The 19483-nt window shown below is 65.9% G+C and carries 19 protein-coding genes; 9 read left to right on the top strand and 10 right to left on the bottom strand.

The features are described 5' to 3' along the window. Positions 1–106 precede the first annotated feature (106 nt). The 3 genes from K940_RS34085 to dut form a co-directional block, all read right to left on the bottom strand. On the bottom strand, positions 107–346 hold the full coding sequence (locus K940_RS34085) for a hypothetical protein (protein ID WP_155980750.1): 240 nt from the start codon (positions 344–346) through the stop codon (positions 107–109). A 323-nt stretch (positions 347–669) separates the two neighbouring features. After that, positions 670–1569, bottom strand: coding sequence for a DUF3710 domain-containing protein (locus K940_RS0104860; RefSeq protein ID WP_081706167.1), 900 nt, complete (start codon positions 1567–1569; stop codon positions 670–672). Positions 1570–1600: 31 nt separating this feature from the next. After that, a complete protein-coding gene (dut, locus tag K940_RS0104855; RefSeq protein WP_028476608.1) occupies positions 1601–2068 on the bottom strand; it encodes a dUTP diphosphatase in 468 nt (155 codons plus the stop codon). Between the two features lie 51 nt (positions 2069–2119). Here dut and K940_RS0104850 point away from each other — a divergent pair, with 51 nt between their 5' ends. Beyond that, positions 2120–2629, top strand: a complete 510-nt coding sequence (locus tag K940_RS0104850; protein ID WP_231390247.1) for a DUF3093 domain-containing protein — start codon at positions 2120–2122, stop codon at positions 2627–2629. A gap of 108 nt (positions 2630–2737) precedes the next feature. Here the strand turns inward: K940_RS0104850 and K940_RS0104845 are convergent, their stop codons facing one another. After that, positions 2738–3040: a DUF4193 domain-containing protein gene (locus K940_RS0104845; RefSeq protein WP_028476606.1), complete on the bottom strand. Its 303-nt coding sequence runs from the start codon at positions 3038–3040 to the stop codon at positions 2738–2740. A gap of 375 nt (positions 3041–3415) precedes the next feature. On the opposite strand from K940_RS0104845, the gene cei reads away from it, so the two are divergent. Next, positions 3416–4093: an envelope integrity protein Cei gene (gene cei / locus K940_RS0104840; RefSeq protein WP_028476605.1), complete on the top strand. Its 678-nt coding sequence runs from the start codon at positions 3416–3418 to the stop codon at positions 4091–4093. 37 nt (positions 4094–4130) lie between these two features. Here the strand turns inward: cei and K940_RS0104835 are convergent, their stop codons facing one another. After that, on the bottom strand, positions 4131–5054 hold the full coding sequence (locus K940_RS0104835; RefSeq protein ID WP_081706166.1) for an inositol monophosphatase family protein: 924 nt from the start codon (positions 5052–5054) through the stop codon (positions 4131–4133). A gap of 183 nt (positions 5055–5237) precedes the next feature. Here K940_RS0104835 and ppgK point away from each other — a divergent pair, with 183 nt between their 5' ends. Together ppgK and K940_RS0104825 are read left to right on the top strand one after the other, a co-directional pair. Further along, on the top strand, positions 5238–6005 hold the full coding sequence (gene ppgK / locus K940_RS0104830; RefSeq protein WP_028476603.1) for a polyphosphate--glucose phosphotransferase: 768 nt from the start codon (positions 5238–5240) through the stop codon (positions 6003–6005). Positions 6006–6250: 245 nt separating this feature from the next. After that, positions 6251–7612: an RNA polymerase sigma factor gene (locus K940_RS0104825; protein ID WP_028476602.1), complete on the top strand. Its 1362-nt coding sequence runs from the start codon at positions 6251–6253 to the stop codon at positions 7610–7612. Positions 7613–7722: 110 nt separating this feature from the next. Here K940_RS0104825 and K940_RS0104820 read toward each other — a convergent pair whose 3' ends face one another. Beyond that, positions 7723–8205 (bottom strand): TrkA C-terminal domain-containing protein, encoded by a 483-nt coding sequence (locus K940_RS0104820; RefSeq protein WP_028476601.1) that lies wholly within the window; start codon positions 8203–8205, stop codon positions 7723–7725. An 893-nt stretch (positions 8206–9098) separates the two neighbouring features. Between K940_RS0104820 and K940_RS0104805 the strand changes: the two genes are divergently transcribed. After that, the gene (locus tag K940_RS0104805; RefSeq protein ID WP_028476599.1) at positions 9099–9293 is read left to right on the top strand and encodes a hypothetical protein; all 195 of its coding nucleotides are present in this window, start codon (positions 9099–9101) and stop codon (positions 9291–9293) included. 158 nt (positions 9294–9451) lie between these two features. Here the strand turns inward: K940_RS0104805 and K940_RS0104800 are convergent, their stop codons facing one another. Further along, on the bottom strand, positions 9452–11167 hold the full coding sequence (locus K940_RS0104800; RefSeq protein ID WP_028476598.1) for a DEAD/DEAH box helicase: 1716 nt from the start codon (positions 11165–11167) through the stop codon (positions 9452–9454). A gap of 373 nt (positions 11168–11540) precedes the next feature. On the opposite strand from K940_RS0104800, the gene K940_RS26975 reads away from it, so the two are divergent. Beyond that, entirely contained in the window at positions 11541–12626 is a 1086-nt protein-coding gene (locus K940_RS26975) for a YihY/virulence factor BrkB family protein (RefSeq protein ID WP_369797470.1), read from the top strand. Here K940_RS26975 and K940_RS0104790 read toward each other — a convergent pair. Continuing rightward, positions 12599–12835 carry a DUF3039 domain-containing protein gene (locus K940_RS0104790; RefSeq protein ID WP_028476597.1) on the bottom strand — a complete coding sequence of 79 codons (237 nt, stop codon included), beginning with the start codon at positions 12833–12835 and terminating at the stop codon, positions 12599–12601. The two genes, K940_RS26975 and K940_RS0104790, sit on opposite strands and share 28 nt — an antisense overlap. Before the next feature lie 80 nt (positions 12836–12915). Between K940_RS0104790 and K940_RS0104785 the strand changes: the two genes are divergently transcribed. From K940_RS0104785 to K940_RS0104770, 3 genes are all read left to right on the top strand, one after another. Continuing rightward, entirely contained in the window at positions 12916–13335 is a 420-nt protein-coding gene (locus K940_RS0104785) for a DUF3099 domain-containing protein (RefSeq protein WP_028476596.1), read from the top strand. Between the two features lie 232 nt (positions 13336–13567). Beyond that, complete coding sequence (locus tag K940_RS0104775) at positions 13568–14308, top strand: VOC family protein (protein ID WP_028476594.1); 741 nt, start codon at positions 13568–13570, stop codon at positions 14306–14308. 215 nt (positions 14309–14523) lie between these two features. Beyond that, positions 14524–15492: a sigma-70 family RNA polymerase sigma factor gene (locus K940_RS0104770; protein ID WP_028476593.1), complete on the top strand. Its 969-nt coding sequence runs from the start codon at positions 14524–14526 to the stop codon at positions 15490–15492. Positions 15493–15585: 93 nt separating this feature from the next. Here K940_RS0104770 and K940_RS26970 read toward each other — a convergent pair whose 3' ends face one another. Both K940_RS26970 and K940_RS0104760 read right to left on the bottom strand, forming a co-directional pair. Next, positions 15586–18249: a GNAT family N-acetyltransferase gene (locus tag K940_RS26970; protein ID WP_231390246.1), complete on the bottom strand. Its 2664-nt coding sequence runs from the start codon at positions 18247–18249 to the stop codon at positions 15586–15588. Next, positions 18242–19483, bottom strand: a complete 1242-nt coding sequence (locus K940_RS0104760; protein ID WP_028476592.1) for an acetoin utilization protein AcuC — start codon at positions 19481–19483, stop codon at positions 18242–18244. Before K940_RS0104760 ends, K940_RS26970 begins: the two co-directional genes overlap by 8 nt.

The following is a 19483-nucleotide window of genomic DNA, read 5'->3' as shown; positions in this document are numbered from 1 at the left end:
CCGGATCCGATGCCCACTTCGCTCGCCAGGCTTTCGGACCTGCGTGCACTGCGCGCGACATCGAGCTGATCGCGATCGAACCCGATCCGCGCCGCGTGGTGGCCAGCTACCGGGCCGGCTTGGCCGCGGCGGCGCACTCGGGGCCGATCATCGCTGCGGGAGTGTCGCTGGGCGCCGCCATCGCCGTGGAATGGGCGGCCGAACATACCGAACAGGTCGCCGGGATCATCGCGGCGTTGCCCGCCTGGACGGGCTCGGACGCCGGGTCCTGTCCGGCCGCGCTCAGCGCCGCGGCGACCGCGGCGCAGCTGCGCACCGATGGGCTGGCAGCGACCGTCGAACACATGCGGGCGAGCACTCCTGAATGGCTGTCCGACGCGCTGACCCGATCGTGGAATGCACAGTGGCCGCATCTGCCCGAGGCGCTGGAGGAAGCCGCGCGATATCCGTGGCCCGACACCGACCTGTTGACGGGATTGAACCTCCCGATCGCCGTGGTCGCGGCGATCGACGACCCGGTGCATCCGGTGGCGGTCGGCGAACAGTGGGCGGCGCTGGCCGCCTGGGCGCACCTGAGCCCGATCACCCTCGACGACATCGGCGCCGACCCAGCAATCCTGGGCCACAAGGGCTTCGATGCACTCCACCGAGTCCACCGCGACGCCGGGTTCAGCTCTGACCGAGCTGCTGCATTGCCGAACCCTCCGCGCCGCGCCGCGGCCCCGGCGCGATCCGCGGTGGCGACACCGGCTGTGGCCCGGATTGCGCCGCAGCCGCCCGCGCGGCCGATGTCTGCTGCTGGGCATCGACCTGGCGCTGATGAGCAGCGGCCAACTGCTCGGACAGCTGTTGTGGCAGCACCACGGGCAACGGCTCACGTACCGGCAAGGGATCCTCGCCACGCCGGACCACCGTCTCGCTGAGAATGGCGCGCGCCGCCTCGACCAGCGAGCTGCCGTCGTCGGCCGCGCGGGAGGGGCCCGCGGCAACCAACCGCACCATCCACCGATAACCGTCGACACCGATGAAACGCAGATCCGCGCCCTCGGTCACCGCAAGCAACTCCCGCCCCCACGGACCGTTCTCCACCGAGACCTTCGCCCCGTCCTGTCGCAACGACTCCGCGAGATCGGCGGCGACCAGACGCCATTGACCCGACGTCTTCGGCGCGGCGTAGGCCGCCACGGTGATCCGGCCGTGCTCGGTGGCCAAGTGCACCGCCTGCGGCAGACCTTCCGGGGTCATCTCGACCTGCAATTGGCCGCCCTCCGGGACGGGCAAAAGCACCGACCCCAGGTCGAGCCGCTGCTCGGCCACCGTCTCGAGCAGCTCGGCGACATCGTTGTAGTCGTAGGGACCCGGCTGCCCCTGCGGCATGTCGGCATCGAAGTCCACTCCCGCATACGAGCGCTCATCGGTGGGAGCGTCGTCGTAATACTCGTCGGTGTAGAAATGCTCGTCCGCACCGTCGGTGTAGTCGGACTCGTAGCCGGCGGTGTCACCTGCCTCCTCGTACCGACCGCCCGCGTGCCGGCTCGACGATTTCTTCTTCCCGAACACCTTCGTCATTCCTCCTTGCCGGTCACTCGGCCCGCCCCGATCACAGCTGCGTGGTCAAACTCGCGTGACCGCCACTGGAGCCGTAACCGCTCGCACCCCGGGTGGTCTCGGCAAGCACGTCGACTTCGACGAAGTCCACCAGCTCGACGCGCTGGACGACCAGTTGTGCGATCCGGTCGCCACGCCGTAGTTCGATCGGCGTGCGCAGGTCGTGATTGATCACACACACCCGAATCTCGCCGCGGTATCCGGCATCGACCGTGCCAGGTGTGTTCACCACCGACAATCCGGTCTTGGCCGCCAGCCCCGAGCGCGGGTGGATCAGACCGACCGTGCCGACCGGGAGCGCCACAGCGACGCCGGTGCCGACCAGAGCCCGCTCCCCCGGCTCCAGAATCACATCTTGGGTAGTACACAGGTCCACACCCGCATCGCCCGGATGAGCACGCGTAGGCACAGGAATGCCCGGGTCCAGCCGCTGCAATGGTATCGGTGAAAGTGTGCTCACGGTGCACGAGCCTACGCGTCGCAGGTTTTTCGCGTGACTTAGTGTTGACTCGTGTCGGATCAGCCCCAACCCGCGACCCTGGGCCGTGAGCAGCCCGCCTCCACCTATCGCGAACGCTTGTGGGTTCCGCTGTGGTGGTGGCCGTTGGTGCTCGCCCTGACCGGGCTGCTCGCCGCGGAGATCCATATGGGAGCGCCCGGACTGCGCGCGTGGTTGCCCTACCTGGTGTTGTTTCCGATCCCGATCTGGGTGCTGCTATGGCTGAGTCGCCATCGAGTCGAAGTGGCACCGGACCGTGCCGGCACGGCCGAGCTTCGTGCTGGCCGCGCTCATCTGCCGGTGAATTTCGTCGCCCGCGCGGCCGCGGTCGCCCCGGCCGCAAAGAGTGCGGCGCTGGGTCGCCAGCTCGACCCCGCCGCCTTCGTTCGCCATCGTCCCTGGATTGGGCCGATGGTCTTGCTCGTGCTCGACGACCCGGACGATCCGACGCCGTATTGGCTGGTCAGTACACGTCGGCCCGAACGAGTCCTGGCCGCCCTCGGTATCGCGAACGCAGGCTGATACGACGCAGGCCGACACACGGTCACATCCGCGGTGTCGACGCGATTCGCCCACGATGCCGTCGCAAGCCTGTCGAACGCAGGCCTGTCGAACGCAGACCTGTCGAAATCAGGCGGCGCAATCCATGCAGATCAACTGGCCGCCCTTGTCGCTGGCCAGCCGGCTCCGGTGGTGGACCAGAAAGCAGCTGGAACAGGTGAACTCGTCGGCTTGCTTCGGAATCACCCGAACCGTCAGCACTTCTTCGGACAGGTCTGCGCCGGGAAGCTCGAACGACTCCGCGGTATCGGATTCGTCGATGTCCACGACGGCAGACTGCGCCTCGTTACGCCGAGCTTTCAGCTCCTCCAGCGAATCCTCCGACACTTCGTCGGATTCGGTGCGCCTCGGTGCGTCATAGTCGGTTGCCATGTCGTCTTCCCCTCGTCCAAACTCCGTATATCCCGGACCAGTCCGTTCATGCGCGATTCCTGCCGGAATCGGCACGACCGATACCGCCCCGCCAGTGGTGCACGTCACACGTACACCGGTCACCTATCAGAGTGGGTCTGATCGATCCACTCAGGACAGCGCTCGGTAAACGCAGGACATGCCCTTCTTGTTCCCGCGACCGATCACCGATTGCAGCTCCGGTGATTCGATCTGGGCCGCCAGACAATAGCGGACCGCGGAGGAAAAGACGCAATCAAAACACAGCCGAGTCGAAACTGACGGACAATCGACACCGGCGCAGGACCCACCGAGACCTTGCGCGCGACTCGGGACACATTTTCGTAGAGTGTATCGGTGGTTTCACTGATCACCGAAGGCAGCGCACTGGACTCCCAGGGTCGGCCGTTCGTCCGTCGCCGCCGCCTACCCTGGCTCATCATGATCTACGGCCTCGCCCTGATCTGCGGGATCGTCTGGTTGGCGGCATTCGTGACCAACGACTCCGCTACCACCGCGATGACCTGCAACTCTCCGAGTCCCCCCAATGATTCCGACGCGCCCTCCACAATGTCGCTCGGCCAACGTGTCGACCCCGGTCGGCTGGAGGATGTGGAACCGGCGCCGTTGGCGGCGAGCGCGGTACGGGTGTTGAATGCGAACAATCAACGCGGCCAAGCCGCGCACGTCGCCGCCCAGCTCGGCGATCTCGGTTTCGCGAGCGTCCCGGGAACGCCATACGGCAACGATTCGATATACGTCAATGGCGACCTGGAGTGCACCGGACAGATCCGCTTCGGTGTCGGCGGCCGACCCGCTGCTGCCGCCGTGCAACTGGTCGCACCGTGTGCCGAGCTCATCGAGGATCAACGCGGCGACGACACGGTCGATCTGGTGCTCGGCTCGCTGTTTCGAGACGTCCGACCGAGCACCGATGCCGAAGAAGTGCTGCGGTCGCTGAAGAACCCTGCGCCAGGCAACTCACCGGCGATCGACACCAAGTTGCTCGACGCAGCGCGACAGGCCCACTGCTGACCAGTGGCCGGCGCAGCTGATCGGTGACGACGGCCGATCAGTGGTCGGGAAGAGGCGCTGTGGCACCGACGCCGGCCAACAGCGCCTCGAATTCGTCGGCGATACCAGGCGCAGCAGCCGAGACCAGGTCGCCATCACCGCCGGATGCCGTCGCGGGCGGCAGGCACAGCCGTGCGCCGGCCTCCGCGGCGATCAGCGCGCCCGCTCCCCAGTCCCAGACATTGAGGCCGTGCTCGTAGTACGCATCGACACGGCCGGCGGCGACGTGACACAGGTCCAGCGCCGCAGCCCCGAACCGGCGGATGTCGCGGACCTCGGGCAGTACTCGCGCAACCAGTTCGGCCTGCCTGGTTCTGCGTCGCGTGCCGTAGCCGAACCCCGTGGCCACCAACGACATGGCAACCGACTCGGCCGAGGTGGGGCGCAGACGCTCGACCACGCCGTCGGCGCCCACGCACCGCGCGCCGAGGCCGAGGGCGGCACTGTAGGTGGCCGCGGCCTCGACATCCACGACCGCGCCCGCCACCGGCCGCCCTCCTCGGACGGCGGCGACCGACACGGCATAGCCCGGAACGCCGTAGAGAAAGTTGACCGTGCCATCGATCGGGTCCACGACCCAGTGCACGGTGTCCGTACTCGCCTCGTCGATCCGGCCACCACCTTCTTCGCCGACGATCGGGTCACCGGGCCGCTGGTCGGCCAACGAACGTCGAATCAATTCTTCGGTCTCGGTGTCGACGATGGTGACCGGGTCGGTCGCATGTCGCTTGGTTCGTACTGTTCGTTCGGGACGAGGGCCGGGCGACCCGAAGACCTCGAGCCGACGGCGGCGCACATGAGCCGCCGCGGTCTCGGCCAGATCGACAGCGACGCGGCGCAGCTCGGCCTCGTCCCCGCGCGCGACAACAGGGACCGTGCTGTCGGAGGAACGGTCGGATGCTGGTAGTGAGGATTTCCGCACCCATCCATCGGATCACAGATCCTGCGCGCACGCCCAGTCCCGGTATCGCATTACTCTTGTCGGGCACGACACAGCGGCGTCGTCGGGCAGCCCGCCACGTTTGCACAGCACGCACGGATTTCGCGGGGCCAGTGCGATGATGCCGTCAGCACACCGGCCACCACAAGGAACGAGGGGTTGATCATGTCCGCTCGGGGGCACGCGTTCGGCATCGATATCGGCGGCAGTGGTGTCAAAGGAGCCGCCGTGGACCTATCCACCGGTGAGTTGGTCCATGAGCGGATCAAGATTGCGACGCCGCACCCGGCGACACCTGAAGCGGTTGCCGGTGCAGTCGCACAGCTGGTCGCGCAGGCGCACTGGGACGGACCGGTGGGTCTCACGTTGCCTGCCGTGGTCACCGACGGCATCGCACGCACCGCAGCCAACATCAGCCGATCCTGGATCGGCACGGACGCCCGGGCACTGTTCTCCGATGTCCTCGGCGATCGTCGGGTCACGGTACTCAACGACGCGGACGCCGCCGGATTGGCCGAGGACCGCTACGGCGCGGCAAGGGATTTCGTCGGACCGGTCATGGTGTTGACCTTCGGCACCGGTATCGGGTCTGCATTGCTCTACCGTGGCACGCTCGTGCCCAATACCGAACTCGGGCACCTGAAAATCGATGGGGTGAGCAGTGAACACTACGCGGCGGCCTCGGTGAAGGAACGCGACGGGCTGTCCTACGCACAATGGGCCACCCGAGTCGGTCGCGTTCTGACCACACTGGAGAACTTGTTCTTCCCTGCCGTGTTCGTCGCCGGCGGCGGCATCAGCCGTAAGGCCGACCAGTGGATCCCGTTGCTCACCAATCGAACCACGGTAGTGCCAGCGGCGCTGCGAAACACCGCAGGCATCGTCGGCGCCGCAATGGCGATCGACGAGAACATCCTCGCTCGGGCCACGTGACACCGAGCAGACATACCATTCGAGGCGCGCACACGACACCGAGATCCCCTCGAGGCGCGCGGGCGATATGCAGATGCAGTTCCCAGCGTCGCGCCATAGGTACCCTGGTTGGATCGTTACAATGGAACGTGCCCGGCTGAGCCGGAGAACCCCGACCGGCCCTCCGCCGGTGAAACCCGACAGATCGCTCCGCCGGAATATCACTCTGGCGTGACGCCGCACGAGACCGTCACGAAAGGGCGTACGTGGTAGCCACGAATACCCGTCAGACCGCCGAATCGGCCGAAGCCGACTCCGCAGAAGTAACCCCAGCCCGGCCGGTCCGCAAGGCTGCCGCAAAGAAGGCTCCGGCGAAAAAGGCCGCTGCCAAGAAGACCCCTGGTAAGAAGGCACCCGCCAAGAAGACCGCCAAGGCGACCAAGGGTCCGGCAAAGAAAGCCGCCGCCAAGAAGGCCGGCGCCGATGGCGACGCCGGAGCCGACGAGTCGCTCGAACTCGACGACCTCGGTGAATTGGAGGTTGCCGAGGAAGACCTCGCCGACGGTGACGAGCTGGTCGACGTCGCCGACGGTGACGAGGCCGAGACCGAGGAGCCGAGCGCAGCGGACAAGGCCTCCGGCGACTTCGTCTGGGACGAAGAAGAATCGGAAGCACTGCGCCAAGCCCGCAAAGACGCCGAGCTCACCGCTTCTGCCGATTCGGTCCGCGCATATCTCAAGCAGATCGGTAAGGTGGCCCTGCTCAACGCCGAGGAGGAGGTCGAACTCGCCAAACGCATCGAAGCGGGTCTCTACGCCGCGGAGAAGGTGCGCGAGTTCGCCGACCAGGGTGAAAAGCTACCGGTTGCGATGCGCCGCGACTACAACTGGATCGTCCGCGATGGTAACCGGGCAAAGAACCACTTGCTCGAGGCGAACCTTCGCTTGGTCGTGTCGCTCGCCAAGCGGTATACCGGTCGCGGTATGGCTTTTCTGGATCTGATCCAAGAAGGCAACCTGGGCCTGATTCGAGCGGTGGAGAAGTTCGACTACACCAAAGGCTACAAGTTCTCCACCTATGCAACCTGGTGGATTCGTCAGGCCATCACCCGCGCGATGGCCGACCAGGCTCGCACTATCCGCATCCCGGTGCACATGGTCGAGGTCATCAACAAGCTCGGCCGTATCCAACGCGAACTGCTCCAGGATCTCGGCCGGGAGCCGACGCCGGAAGAGCTGGCCAAAGAGATGGACATCACGCCGGAAAAAGTGCTGGAAATCCAGCAGTACGCGCGTGAGCCCATCTCTTTGGACCAGACGATCGGCGACGAAGGCGACAGCCAACTCGGCGACTTCATCGAGGATTCCGAGGCTGTGGTTGCCGTCGACGCGGTGAGCTTCACGCTGTTGCAGGATCAGCTGCAGTCGGTGCTGGAAACGCTCTCCGAACGTGAGGCTGGTGTCGTCCGGCTCCGTTTCGGCCTCACCGACGGCCAGCCGCGCACTCTCGACGAGATCGGCCAAGTGTACGGAGTCACCCGTGAGCGCATCCGCCAGATCGAGTCGAAGACGATGAGCAAGCTGCGCCACCCCAGCCGATCACAGGTGCTGCGCGACTACCTGGACTGAGCCCCCCTGGAATGAGCCGCTGCTTCGCGCGGCTCATTCCAACGACGTCGTGGCGAAGCACTGTGCCAGCGTCGCCCGGTAGGCCCGAATCCCGCCCGAGCAGTCCTGCATCAACCGTGGGACAAGATCCGGGCGGCGGCATCGAGACCTTCCGGGGTGCCGACGACGACCAGCAGGTCACCTTCGGTGAACAGGAAGTCGGGGCCAGGGGAAGGGTGTAGTTGCCCTGCCCGCATCACCGCGACGATCGAGACCTTCGTGCGGGTCCGCATCTCGGTCTCCCCTAGGGCGCGGCCGTTGTAGGGGGACTCGTTGCCGATCCCCAACTGGCGGGTCGTTATGCCCGGCAGGTCGCGCTGATCATCTTTGAGCTTGGCGACCAGTTGCGGGGCGCCCAGCAGATTGACGAGCACCGACGCCTCGTCGGTGGTCAACCGGATCTGCGCAACGCAGGCATCGGGGTCATCGAGCTTGGAGATGATCAAGTCGATATCGCCGTTGCGGTGGGCGACCACGCCGACCCGGCGACCGGACCGGACTTCGAAGTCCTTGCGGACACCGATTCCGGGTAGTGCAGTGACATCGACGTTCACGCTCTCAAGACTAGCCGGATGTCGGTATCGCTAAACGGTTCGGTCGGCGTTTCGGCCGACATGCCGTTCCGCCGGTCGACAACGACCATCGCGGCGCCCATTCAGAGACGCCGGTCACCCATCGAGGGAGACCGGCGTCTCACGGCCCATCGCGCCCGAGTCCCGTGCGACGGCGGAGCTCATCGATCAGAACGCCACGTCGGCCGGCACGACCTACACGACGCAGCACCGACGCCCTAGGCGTGCCGACAACAGTCATGGGACGACAATGTGGTCCAGTTCCGCGGGACCGGCACCAGGTGGATGCCACACGCGTGGTGGCCATTTCGGTGCGCATGCGCGAACTGTCCATCTGGCCATGGCGAACTCGCCCGCCGCTATTCGACGATCCGGCGTGCACACCGAATCGTGTTGCGGTACAACCGGTTGTGCTGTGACATACCGGCCGGCCACGGCGCCCGCTGCGCTGGACGGCTGCGTGTGCGGCAGTATCGACAGCGTCTCCTGCGCGAGAGGTCGCCTCCGCCAGAGGCGGTGCGCGCGGCTCGCGACGAAACTGGCTGGGCGCCAGTCGTCCACGGCCGAGCGAGCAACCAACGTGTGAGTGTCGTAGGTCACGGGTAATCTCCCGGTAGACAACTGAATCAGCTGATCGAGAAGATGGCGAGCACACTCGGATACCGAACCCGTGGTGTTCGCTCAGAGCGAAAAACGCAGGTCGTGTTAGCGAAAACACACTGAGTAGCTCACGGGAACAAAGTCCCCCGTCTCGAACGTCTGACAAAGTAGTCCTACCCCTGCTGGGAAGTAGCGGTAGCGAGCCCGTGGTGAGTGACCACGAGCCCTACACCAGGCAAACGGTCGTCGGTACCGGGAGCCAGGACGGAGGAGTCATGCCAGGAACCCTGACAAGCACCCCACTGACCGCGGTGGATCGCTGCGACCGGTGCGGCGCAGCGGCCCGAGTGCGGGCCACCTTGCCCGCCGGTGGAGAGTTGCTCTTCTGCCAGCACCACGCGAATGAACACATGGATCGATTGCGTGAGCTCGACGCCGTCATCGATACGGAGTCCGCTCCGGAGCTCTGATCCGCTCCTCGCGTCCTGAGACAACAGCATCCGACAACAGAACACCGTTTCCCCAGGCAGCGGACGATCGGTGCATCGTCCGCTGCCGTTGTGTCGGCAGCCCTCCCCGAGCGGCGCGGCGACGGCTATTTGCGCCCACGGCTATTTCCGGCGCACGACTATTTCCGGCGCAGAGCGGCGATCCGCTCGTCGAGTTGTTCCGCAGTTGCCAACGCGGTCGGCGGACCTCCACATTCGCGACGCAACTCACCGTGGATCACGCCGTGCGGTTTGCCGGTGCGGTGGTGATGCAAAGCCACCAGGCTATTGAGCTCACGTCGAAGCTCACCGAGCCGATCAGCGATCACGGCGCGCTGCGCGGGACGAGCGACCGGAGGATCGGGCGCGGGCGCGGCGGCGACCGCGCTGCGATCGGCGACCTGCCTGGCCTGCCGTTCGCGCAGCAATGTCCGCATTTGCTCGGCATCGAGCAGCCCGGGAATGCCCAGGTAGTCGGCTTCTTCGTCACTTCCGGCGACCGTGGCCGTGCCGAACGACGACCCGTCATAGATGACTTGGTCGAGTTCAGCGTCCGCTGCTAGAGCGACGAAGGACTTCTCCTGCTCACCCGGCTCGTCCTGCGGTGTGCGAGCCTGCACCAACAACTCGTCGGCAAAACCGTTGCGCTCCCGGTGCGGTTTGCCGATGACGTGGTCACGCTGCAGCTCGAGTTGTGCGGCCAGATCCAACAGCACGGGCACCGACGGTAGGAATACGCTGGCCGTCTCGCCCGGCCTGCGCGCCCGGACGAAGCGGCCGATCGCCTGGGCGAAATACAGTGGAGTGGCAGCGCTGGTCGCGTAGACACCAACGGCAAGACGTGGCACATCCACGCCCTCCGATACCATGCGGACCGCGACCATCCAAGGCTGCGTGCCCGTGCCGAATTCTGCGATCCGGTTCGAAGAGTCGGGGTCGTCGGACAGCACCAACACCGGCTTCTCGCCCGAAAGATGTTCCAGTAGTTCGGCATAATGACGCGCCCGGTCCTGGTCCGTGGCGATCACCAGTCCACCCGCGTCGGGCATACCGGAGGCACGCTTCTGGCGCAGCCGGGTATCCGCGGCGCGAAGCACAGCCGACATCCAATCGCCGGCCGGATCCAGTGCGGTTCGCCACGCCCGTGCGGTCTGCTCGGCATCGAGTGGCTCACCGAGCCTGGCGGAGTATTCTGCGCCCGCGCTGTCGCGCCAATGCGCCTCGCCGGAATACGCCAGAAAGACCACCGGCCGCACCACACCGTCGGCAAGCGCCTCGGCGTACCCATAGGAATGATCGGCGCGCGACTTCGCGAAGCCGGATTCGTCGGGTTCGTAGACGACGAACGGAATCCGACTGTCGTCGCTGCGGAACGGGGTACCGGTCAGCGCCAGGCGACGAGTCGCATCGGCGAATGCCTCGGCTGTCGCCTCACCCCAGCTCTTGGCGTCGCCCGCGTGGTGGATCTCATCGAGCACCACTAGCGTCCGACGATTTTCGGTACGCACCCGGTGCCGAGCAGGATGAGCGGCGACCTGCGCATACGTGACGACGACCCCGTGATAGTCCCCCGAGGTGGCCCCCGTGGTGTTGGAGAATCGCGAGTCCAAGGCGATCCCGATCCGCGAGGCGGACTGCGCCCACTGGTGCTTGAGGTGTTCGGTCGGCGTGACCACCGTGATCTGGTCCACGGTGCGATCGGCCAGCAGCTCCGCGGCGACGCGGAGCGCGAATGTGGTTTTCCCGGCTCCTGGAGTGGCAACCGCCAGGAAATCTCGCGGCCTGGTGGCCAAGTACCGCGTCAACGCCCGTCGCTGCCAGGTACGAAGAGGAGGTCCGGGCGGCGTGGCTGCGATCGGGCCTCCCGGCGTTCCTGCTTCTGCTGCCGCAGCACGGTCCGACCCAGTCACGTATACGACCCTAATGGTCCGATACGGCCTGAAGCCAAACCAAGCGGGGCCGCCCGATCCGACATCACATACCTCCGGCCTGCGCGAGGGCCGGCCCCACCGACATGCCCTACCCGCGCCGTGCGGACTGTCGATGCAGTGCGCGATGCTGTAGGTCACGATGACCGAGCACGAGACCATTGCCGGCACCGCGTCGGGCGCCGACGCTGTGGCGAGTCGCGCCGACGCTGTGGCGAGTCGCGCCGACGCGCTGCAATCGCGAACCGCGCGCGACCGAGCGAGCGCTTGGCCAGGGCATGTCGCCCGGCAGACGGCCAACGTGATCGTGCACGTCGCGAAGAAGGCCTGGGTGGATTCGATCTTCGCCAAATCGGCGGCAGCAGCCTTCTGGCAGACGCTGTCGCTGGCACCGCTGTTGCTCGGAGTACTGGGCAGTCTCGGCTATGTCGGGGGGTGGTTCGGTCCGGACACGGTGCAGGTCGTCGAGTCCAAGATCATCGGGTTCAGCCGGGAACTGTTCAGTGCGACCGTGGTCTCCGACCTCATCGAGCCCACGGTGCACGATGTCCTCGGGCGTGGACGCGGGGCGGTGGTCTCGGTCGGCTTCGTGCTGTCGCTGTGGGCGGGATCCTCGGCCATGGCAACCTTCGTCGCCGCTATCGTCGAGGCCCACGACCAGCAGGATGCACGGCACCCGATATGGCAGCGGATCTTCGCACTGCTGCTGTATGTGCTGTTGCTGGTAGCAGCTGTGTTCATCCTGCCTTTGGTGGCACTGGGGCCGACTTTGCTCGGCCAAGCGCTTCCAGCTGGATGGCGAGCGACCGGACTACGGCTGCTGGATTTCTGTTACTACCCGGGCGTCGGTCTTCTCCTGATCGTCGGGCTCACCACGCTGTACAAACTGGCTCTGCACGCCCCACTGCCATGGCGTCGACTCTTCGGCGGAGCGCTGGTCGCCGGAGTATTCTTCATGACCGCCAGCGAGCTGCTTCGCCGCTACTTGACATGGATCTCGCGAACAGGTGTCACCTATGGCGCGCTCTCGACGCCGATTGCATTCCTGTTGTTCGCCTTCTTCCTCGGTTTCGCGGTGATTCTCGGTGCGGAGTTCAACGCCGTCGTGCAGCAGATCTGGCCGGCCCACGCCTCGCGCGTGGCACGAATCCCCGCCCATGCCACGCGGGTGGAGCGAGTCACGATATGGCTGATGGACCAGTTGATGCGAACCAGTGACGCGAGGGCCGATACCCGAGCGCAGGAACAGGTCCACACCACTGCCCCCTCCAGCGACTCCACCGGCTGCCATGCGTCAGTGGCCAGTGGCGGCCCCATTCCGAGCCCGGAAAATGGGAGCGGGCCTCGGCCGCCCTGGCCTCAGTCCCCCTTGCGTAAGCGGTCGTAGACCTTCTTGCATTCCGGACACACGGGAGAACCGGGTTTCGGCGAGCGAGTCACCGGGAATACCTCGCCGCACAGCGCTACCACGTGGGTGCCCATCACGGCACTCTCGGCGATCTTGTCCTTCTTGACGTAGTGGAAGAACTTCGGGGTGTCGTCGTCCGTCGTCTCGTCGGTCGTCGCATCTGGGCGAACCAAGGTGTCGGTGCTCACGTACTCCATGATGCCGCATCCGGAGATCGAAATGCCGACCGCGGTGTGCGTCGAAACCGCGCTAGTGGAAGACTCGGGGTATGCAGCACAACGGCGACTCCCCTTCCGCCGACGGCCGCGACCGCGAGCAGCACCCGCAGGTGGCGATGCCGACGCAGCCTCGCGGTTCTTCGGGGTATTTCCCGGGCAGTGATAGCAGGCACCCGGCACTCATCACCGAGGCGGCGCCGTCGCTGCAGGACCAGCACCGTTCGCGAGTGCGGCGGTACATGATCATCATGTCGTTTCGGATCCCGTGTCTGTTGCTCGCTGCGATCGCCTACAGCGCGGTCGGCAGTCCGCTGTTGTCCATCCTGATCATCGTTGCATCCATTCCATTGCCGTGGATCGCGGTTCTGATCGCCAATGATCGCCCACCCCGTCGCAAAGACGAACCGAGCCGGTGGGATCGCCCCCGCCCGGCCATCGAACCTCGTCCCCATCACGTCATCGGGGGCTGAACAGCCACCTCGGGACGAGCTGCAGGGCTGGATCGAGCGAACGAACGGCCCCGCGCCGTCGATCTGGTTCCCCGACACGCCGTACGCGATCGCCCCGGCTGCCGACAACACGAAACCGACCGGCGAAAATGCCCTGTACCACAGTGTTCGTCTCGAGTACCGCAGCTGCACTCTGCTCGACAAGCCCCACGCCGATACCTAGGGTGTCGCGAGGAACGAGACAGGAGTGGACATGATTCGGTGGATCTGGGTCTTCCTGGACCGGCCGGCGCAACGCTTCGACGATTGCGCACGGTTCTGGTCCGCGGTCACCGGCACCCAGCCGTCTCCGCGACGCGGTGCCCACGCCGAGTTCCTCACCCTGTTGCCCGATCCGGCACTGTTCGCCGCGGCGAACATCAAGATGCAGGCGGTGACCGGCCTTGGCGGCGTCCACCTCGACCTCGACGTCGACGACATCCCCTCCGCCGTCCGTATCGCGCTCGACTTGGGTGCCGAACTGGTCGCCAACCATACCCGATATGCCGTAGTGCGCTCCCCCGCCGGCCACTGTTTCTGTTTCACTTCCAGCAGCGCAGTCACCAGCCCCTCGGCGCCGGCAACACGGGCGCCGGACGGCACGATCTCTCGTCTGGCTCGAGTGTGCATCGACATCGGCCCCGCCGATGTCGATGTCGAAACCCGATTCTGGACATTGTTGACCGGCTGGACCTCGAGTCGCACCCGGCGTCCGGAGTTCGCACGATTGCACTCCGACGAGCAACTGCCGGTGCAACTGCTGTTCCAACGCCTCGGCGAGAATCGCCCGGCCAACGCACACGTCGACCTGGCAACCGACGATATCGCGGCCACTGCTGCTCGCCATGAGCGGCTCGGCGCGACGGTTGTGCAACGCCATGAGCACTGGATCGTCCTCAGCGACCCGAGCGACGCGCCGTACTGCGTCACCGCGAGTGATCCCCGCGAGGTCTGACTGCCGTCCGGCGCCGGCGCCGGTATGTCCGTCCGTCAGCGGTATCCGCCGCAGGAGCGGTCGCCGATGTTCCACAATCCGGAGCTTCTCAGGAACTTCTCAGACGTTAGGCAATAAAACCGCAGCTCAGAGCGGTTTACGCCGGGCGCAGCGGGGAACTTTCTCGGTGTCGGGTCCGTTGATCGGAGTGAGACACCACCGACAGGAGGCAAGTCATGACAAGCCCCGCCACCACTCGCGTGCGCGCCAGCGATTCGGACCTCGACGCCCAGAGCCCCGCCGCCGACTTGGTACGTGTGTACCTGAACGGAATCGGCCGCACGGCGCTGCTGACGGCCGCCGACGAGGTCGAGCTGGCCAAACGCATCGAGGCGGGACTCTACGCGCAGTTCTTATTGGAGACCGGCAAGCGACTGTCCGCGGTGCGCAAGCGCGATCTGGCCGTCATAGTGCGTGAAGGTCAGGCCGCTCGCTCCCATCTACTCGAGGCGAATCTACGTCTGGTCGTTTCACTCGCCAAGCGGTACACCGGTCGCGGAATGCCTCTGCTCGACCTCATTCAAGAGGGCAACCTCGGGTTGATTCGCGCCATGGAAAAGTTCGACTACACCAAGGGCTTCAAATTCTCGACCTATGCCACCTGGTGGATCAGGCAGGCCATCACTCGCGGCATGGCCGATCAAAGCCGGACGATCCGACTGCCGGTCCACCTCGTCGAGCAGGTGAACAAGCTTGCCAGGATCAAACGCGAACTGCACCAGCAGTTGGGCCGAGAAGCCACCGACGACGAACTCGCCGTCGAATCCGGTATTCCGGTGGAGAAAATCTCCGACCTGCTCGACCACAGCCGCGATCCGGTGAGTCTGGACATGCCGGTAGGCAACGACGAAGAGGCTCCGCTGGGTGATTTCATCGAAGACTCCGAGGCGACCTCGGCCGAATCGGCGGTCATTGCCGGCCTGCTGCACCATGATGTGCGCAGTGTGCTGGCCACGCTGGACGAGCGAGAACAGCAGGTCATCCGACTGCGGTTCGGCCTGGACGACGGTCAGCCGCGAACCCTGGACCAGATCGGCAAACTCTTCGGCCTGTCCCGCGAACGGGTCCGCCAGATCGAGCGTGAGGTCATGACCAAACTTCGCAAGGGCGAACGTGCCGATCGACTGCGCGCCTACGCCAGCTGAACCGCCAGCTGAACCACGGGTCCCTATGAATCGATCCCCGGGCCGCTGGCCAGTGTCCGAGTCGGGTGTAGCTCGGCACCGCCCGCGACCGGGCTACATCAGTCGGCGGGGGCCGGTGTCGAAACGGCTGGGCTCCGGGCCGATGCGGCCGCGCGCGTAGATGATCTCGGCCGAGTTCGGTGAGGCCAGGACAGGATCGAAGAACAGGTCCCGCATCTCCGGCAAGTCGTCGAACAAGGCCGAGATCCGCTGGGCCAGCTCGGCGAGGGCGGCTTTGTCGACGCGCGGACTCGCCGGAGTTCCAGACAGCAAAGGTGCCGCACGTGGTGCGTCGATCAGAGCGGCGGCTTCGTCGGCGGTCAGCGGTAGCGCGCGGTAGGCACGGTCTCCCAGCAGTTCGATTATCAAACCGGAGAGGCCGAACTCGATCACCGAGCCGAACGACGGATCGTCCTGGACGCGCAGAATGACGCCGACTCCTCTGGTCGCCATCTTCTGGATGTGCAACACGGGATCACCGCACAGGTCGACCAGGTCGGCATACCCCTGCCGGACTGCGTCGGGCCGCCAGAGATCCAGTCGCACTCCATTGAGGTCCGGCCTGGTGCGCCACAGTTCTCCAGTCGCCTTGGCCGCGACCGGATAGCCGAGTTCCTCCGATGCCGCGACTGCCTCCTCGGCAGTGCGCACCTCCCGGAACTCCACGACCGAGATGCCGTAGCAGGCCAGCAGTTGCACCGTTTCGAGATCGGTGAGCCAGCGTCCGCCGGATTCGGGCATCCACCCCGCCACCAGCGCACGCGCGCGCTCGGTGTCCATCCCTGGCGGTCGCACCACCGGGGACACCGGCCTGGTGCGCCATTCCGCGTACCGCCGCGCCCGGGCCAGCGCCTGTGCCGCGCGCTCGGGGTCGGGATACGACGGTATGGATCCGCGCACAGCACCACCGCCCACGCCACGGACCGCGAGCAGGTTCGGAACCCCCTGCTCGGCGACGAAGGTGGTGAGAATCGGCTTGTGTGCGCTGGGTACGGCAACCGCAGCGGTTCGGATCGCCTCGGCGAACGGCGCGGTCGGCAGTGGCACCGGCGGCGCGAAGACCACGATGACGGAGTCATAGTCCTCTGACCGCAGGGCAGCGACGAGCGCGTCCAGGTAGGTACCTGGAGTCGCCTGCGGTCCGAGGTTCACCGGGGCACACACCTGCAGCCCTTCGCCCTGGGCTGCCCCGACTGCCAATCGATTGAGGGTCGCGCTGTTACCGACGACAGCCAACCGTGAGCCACGTGGCAGGGGCTGGTAGCCCAGCAGCGCGGCACAATCGAAGAGTTCGGAGACCGAGTCGACCTGGATTATTCCGGCTTGAGCGAACAGATCCCGGACAATGGAGCGATCCATGTCCCCCGCCGATTGGGCTACCGCACGACCGGTACTCACCGCGACGATGGGTTTGGTCCTGGCTACCCGGCGAGCGATCCGAGAGAACTTGCGCGGATTGCCGAAGCTTTCGAGATACAACAGCACCACATCGGTGTCCGGGTCGGTGTCCCAATACTGCAACAGGTCGTTTCCCGAAACGTCCGCCCGGTTACCCGCCGCCACGAAGGTCGACAGACCGAGATTGCGCATCGCAGCTTCACCGAGAATGACTGCCCCGAGCGGGCCGGATTGGCAGAAGAATCCGATCCGCCCCCGGGTGGGCAGCAGCGGCGCCAACGTCGCGTTCAGCGCTACCGTCGGGTCGGTGTTCGCTATACCGAGTGCGCTCGGGCCGACCACACGCATGCCATGGCCGCGCGCGGCCGCGATCAGTTCGCCTTCGGCCGTCGCACCGTCGTCGCCGGCCTCGCTGAATCCCACGGTCAACACGACCAAGCCCTTGACGCCCTTGTCCATACAGTCGTTGAGGGCCGAACCGATCGCTGCGGGCGGCACCGTCACCACCGCGAGATCGACCTCGTCCGGAATCTCCCGCAATGTCGTGTATGCGCGTACCCCGCACACCGACGTACGGTTCGGATTCACCGGAAATACCGGCCCCTGAAATGCACCGGACAACAGGTTCTCCAGAACCACTCTGCCGATCCGCCCCGCGGCGGGCGTCGCACCGAGAACCGCCACCGACCGTGGTGTCAGCAGATTTCCCACACTCCGCGCCTCGGATGCCCGCTCACGGGAGTCGCGCACCGACAGCAGCGCCTCGGTCGGGTCGATGGCGAACTCCAGGTGCAGCACCGAGCCGTCTCTGTTGCGCTCCACCTGGTAGCCCGCGTCGCGGAATACCGTCACCATCACGCTGTTTTCCGCCAGCACGTCGGCGACGAAAGTTTCGATCTTGTTCTCCGCGGCAGCTCCAGCCAGATGTTCGAGCAGGATCGAGCCCAAACCACGTCCTTGGTGCCCATCGGCCACGACGAATGCGACCTCCGCAGCACGTGGGCCGGCCCGGTCCAAGAGTTCGTAGCGACCCACGGCCACGATCGCCGCGCCCAATTCCAACAGCAGTCCGACCCGGTCGTGATAGTCCAGGTGTGTGGTCCGATACAGCTCTGTGGGCGAGATCTGGGGGTATGGGCCGAAATACCGAAGGTATTTGGTGCGCTCGGATAGCGACCGATGGAAGTCCTGCAGTCGATCGGCGTCGTCGGGCGTGATCGGCCGCAGTCGTACGACGCCGCCGTCGGAAGCCAGGACGTCGGCGAACCAGTGCTGAGGAGGGGCCGAGACAGCAGCGGAGGTGTTGGTGAAATCAGTCACGAGGATCCTCCGGATCGAGCCCTAGGAGCCCGAAGGTGGCCCGGCGGGTGGCAAGCACCGCCATGTCGACAGCGCGCCGGGCACGGTCGAGCTGCGCGTCACCGATTTCACCCGCGCCTCCGGGGCCATCCCATGGGCGATAGGCGACGTCACCGCCGTCTCCCATGGTCCGCGGCAGATCCACCTGCGGTGCCGCGATCCGGATACCGTCGATCCAGCTCTGAGGGATCGGCGTCGAGGGGGCGATGGTGCGGTCCAACGCCAGAGCCAGCAGATGAGTCCAGGCTCGCGGAACGACTCGGATCAGACCGTATCCGCCACCACCGACGGCCAACCAGCGTCCTTCAGCGTAACGGTCGGCGAGTTCGCGCATGGCCAGAAAAGCCGCGCGCTGACCGTCCACGGTGAGTTCCAAGTCGGCCAGGGGGTCTTCTCGGTGAGTGTCCACGCCGCATTGGCTGACCACGATTTGCGGACCGAACGCAGCCACCACGCCGGGGACGACCGCGTGGAAACCCCGCAGCCATTGCGCGTCCCGACTTCCGGGCAACAAGGCCAGATTGACCGATGTTCCTTCCGCCGCGCCGATGCCGGTTTCTTCGGGCCACCCTGTATTCGGCCACAAGGTCGCGGGGTGTTGGTGCACCGAAATCGTGAGCACTCGAGGGTCGCCGTAGAAGGTACGCTGCACACCGTCGCCGTGATGGACATCCACGTCGATGTAGGCGATCCGATCGAAGCCGTGGTCCAGCAACCACGAGATGGCCACGGCAGCGTCGTTGTAGATGCAGAACCCGGCAGCCGAGTCGGCTCTGGCGTGGTGCATGCCGCCACCGATGCTCACCGCCCGCCGAGTGCGACCGTGCGCGATCTCACGGGCCGCGGCAAGCGTTCCACCGACGATCGCCGAGGCCGCTTCGTGCATATGGGGAAACACCGGATTGTCGGTCGACCCCAGACCGAAAGGCGGCGCTACCGGCGAACCGATCGGCTGCACGGCATGTTCGACCGCGTCGAGGTAGTCGGGTGTGTGGACGCGCAACAAGTCCGGTCGTTCGGCGGTGGCGGGCTCGAGCAGTTCGACACCCTCGAGCAGTCCGAGGCTGCGCGCCAGCGCCATGGTGAACTTCAACCGCGCCGGCTGCATCGGGTGCTCGGGGGTCCAGGTGTAGTCCAGGAACCGTTCGGTCCACACGACAGTTCCCGACCGGGCCGCACGGGACGGAGTCGACAT

Source organism: Nocardia sp. CNY236, assembly GCF_000482385.1.
In the GTDB taxonomy this organism is placed as follows: domain Bacteria; phylum Actinomycetota; class Actinomycetes; order Mycobacteriales; family Mycobacteriaceae; genus Nocardia.
Note: the sequence above shows the minus strand (reverse complement) of the source record. Positions and strands in the feature narration are given on the sequence as shown.

Excerpts from the sequence above, each read along its gene's own strand:
- K940_RS34085 (WP_155980750.1), bottom strand. The coding sequence starts at position 346 with ATGTGTTCGACGGTCGCTGCCAGCCCATCGGTGCGCAGCTGCGCCGCG.
- K940_RS0104860 (WP_081706167.1), bottom strand. The coding sequence starts at position 1,569 with ATGACGAAGGTGTTCGGGAAGAAGAAATCGTCGAGCCGGCACGCGGGC.
- K940_RS0104845 (WP_028476606.1), bottom strand. The coding sequence starts at position 3,040 with ATGGCAACCGACTATGACGCACCGAGGCGCACCGAATCCGACGAAGTG.
- ppgK (WP_028476603.1), top strand. The coding sequence starts at position 5,238 with ATGTCCGCTCGGGGGCACGCGTTCGGCATCGATATCGGCGGCAGTGGT.
- K940_RS0104805 (WP_028476599.1), top strand. The coding sequence starts at position 9,099 with ATGCCAGGAACCCTGACAAGCACCCCACTGACCGCGGTGGATCGCTGC.
- K940_RS0104785 (WP_028476596.1), top strand. The coding sequence starts at position 12,916 with ATGCAGCACAACGGCGACTCCCCTTCCGCCGACGGCCGCGACCGCGAG.
- K940_RS0104775 (WP_028476594.1), top strand. The coding sequence starts at position 13,568 with ATGATTCGGTGGATCTGGGTCTTCCTGGACCGGCCGGCGCAACGCTTC.
- K940_RS0104770 (WP_028476593.1), top strand. The coding sequence starts at position 14,524 with ATGACAAGCCCCGCCACCACTCGCGTGCGCGCCAGCGATTCGGACCTC.
- K940_RS0104760 (WP_028476592.1), bottom strand. The coding sequence starts at position 19,483 with ATGTCGACTCCGTCCCGTGCGGCCCGGTCGGGAACTGTCGTGTGGACC.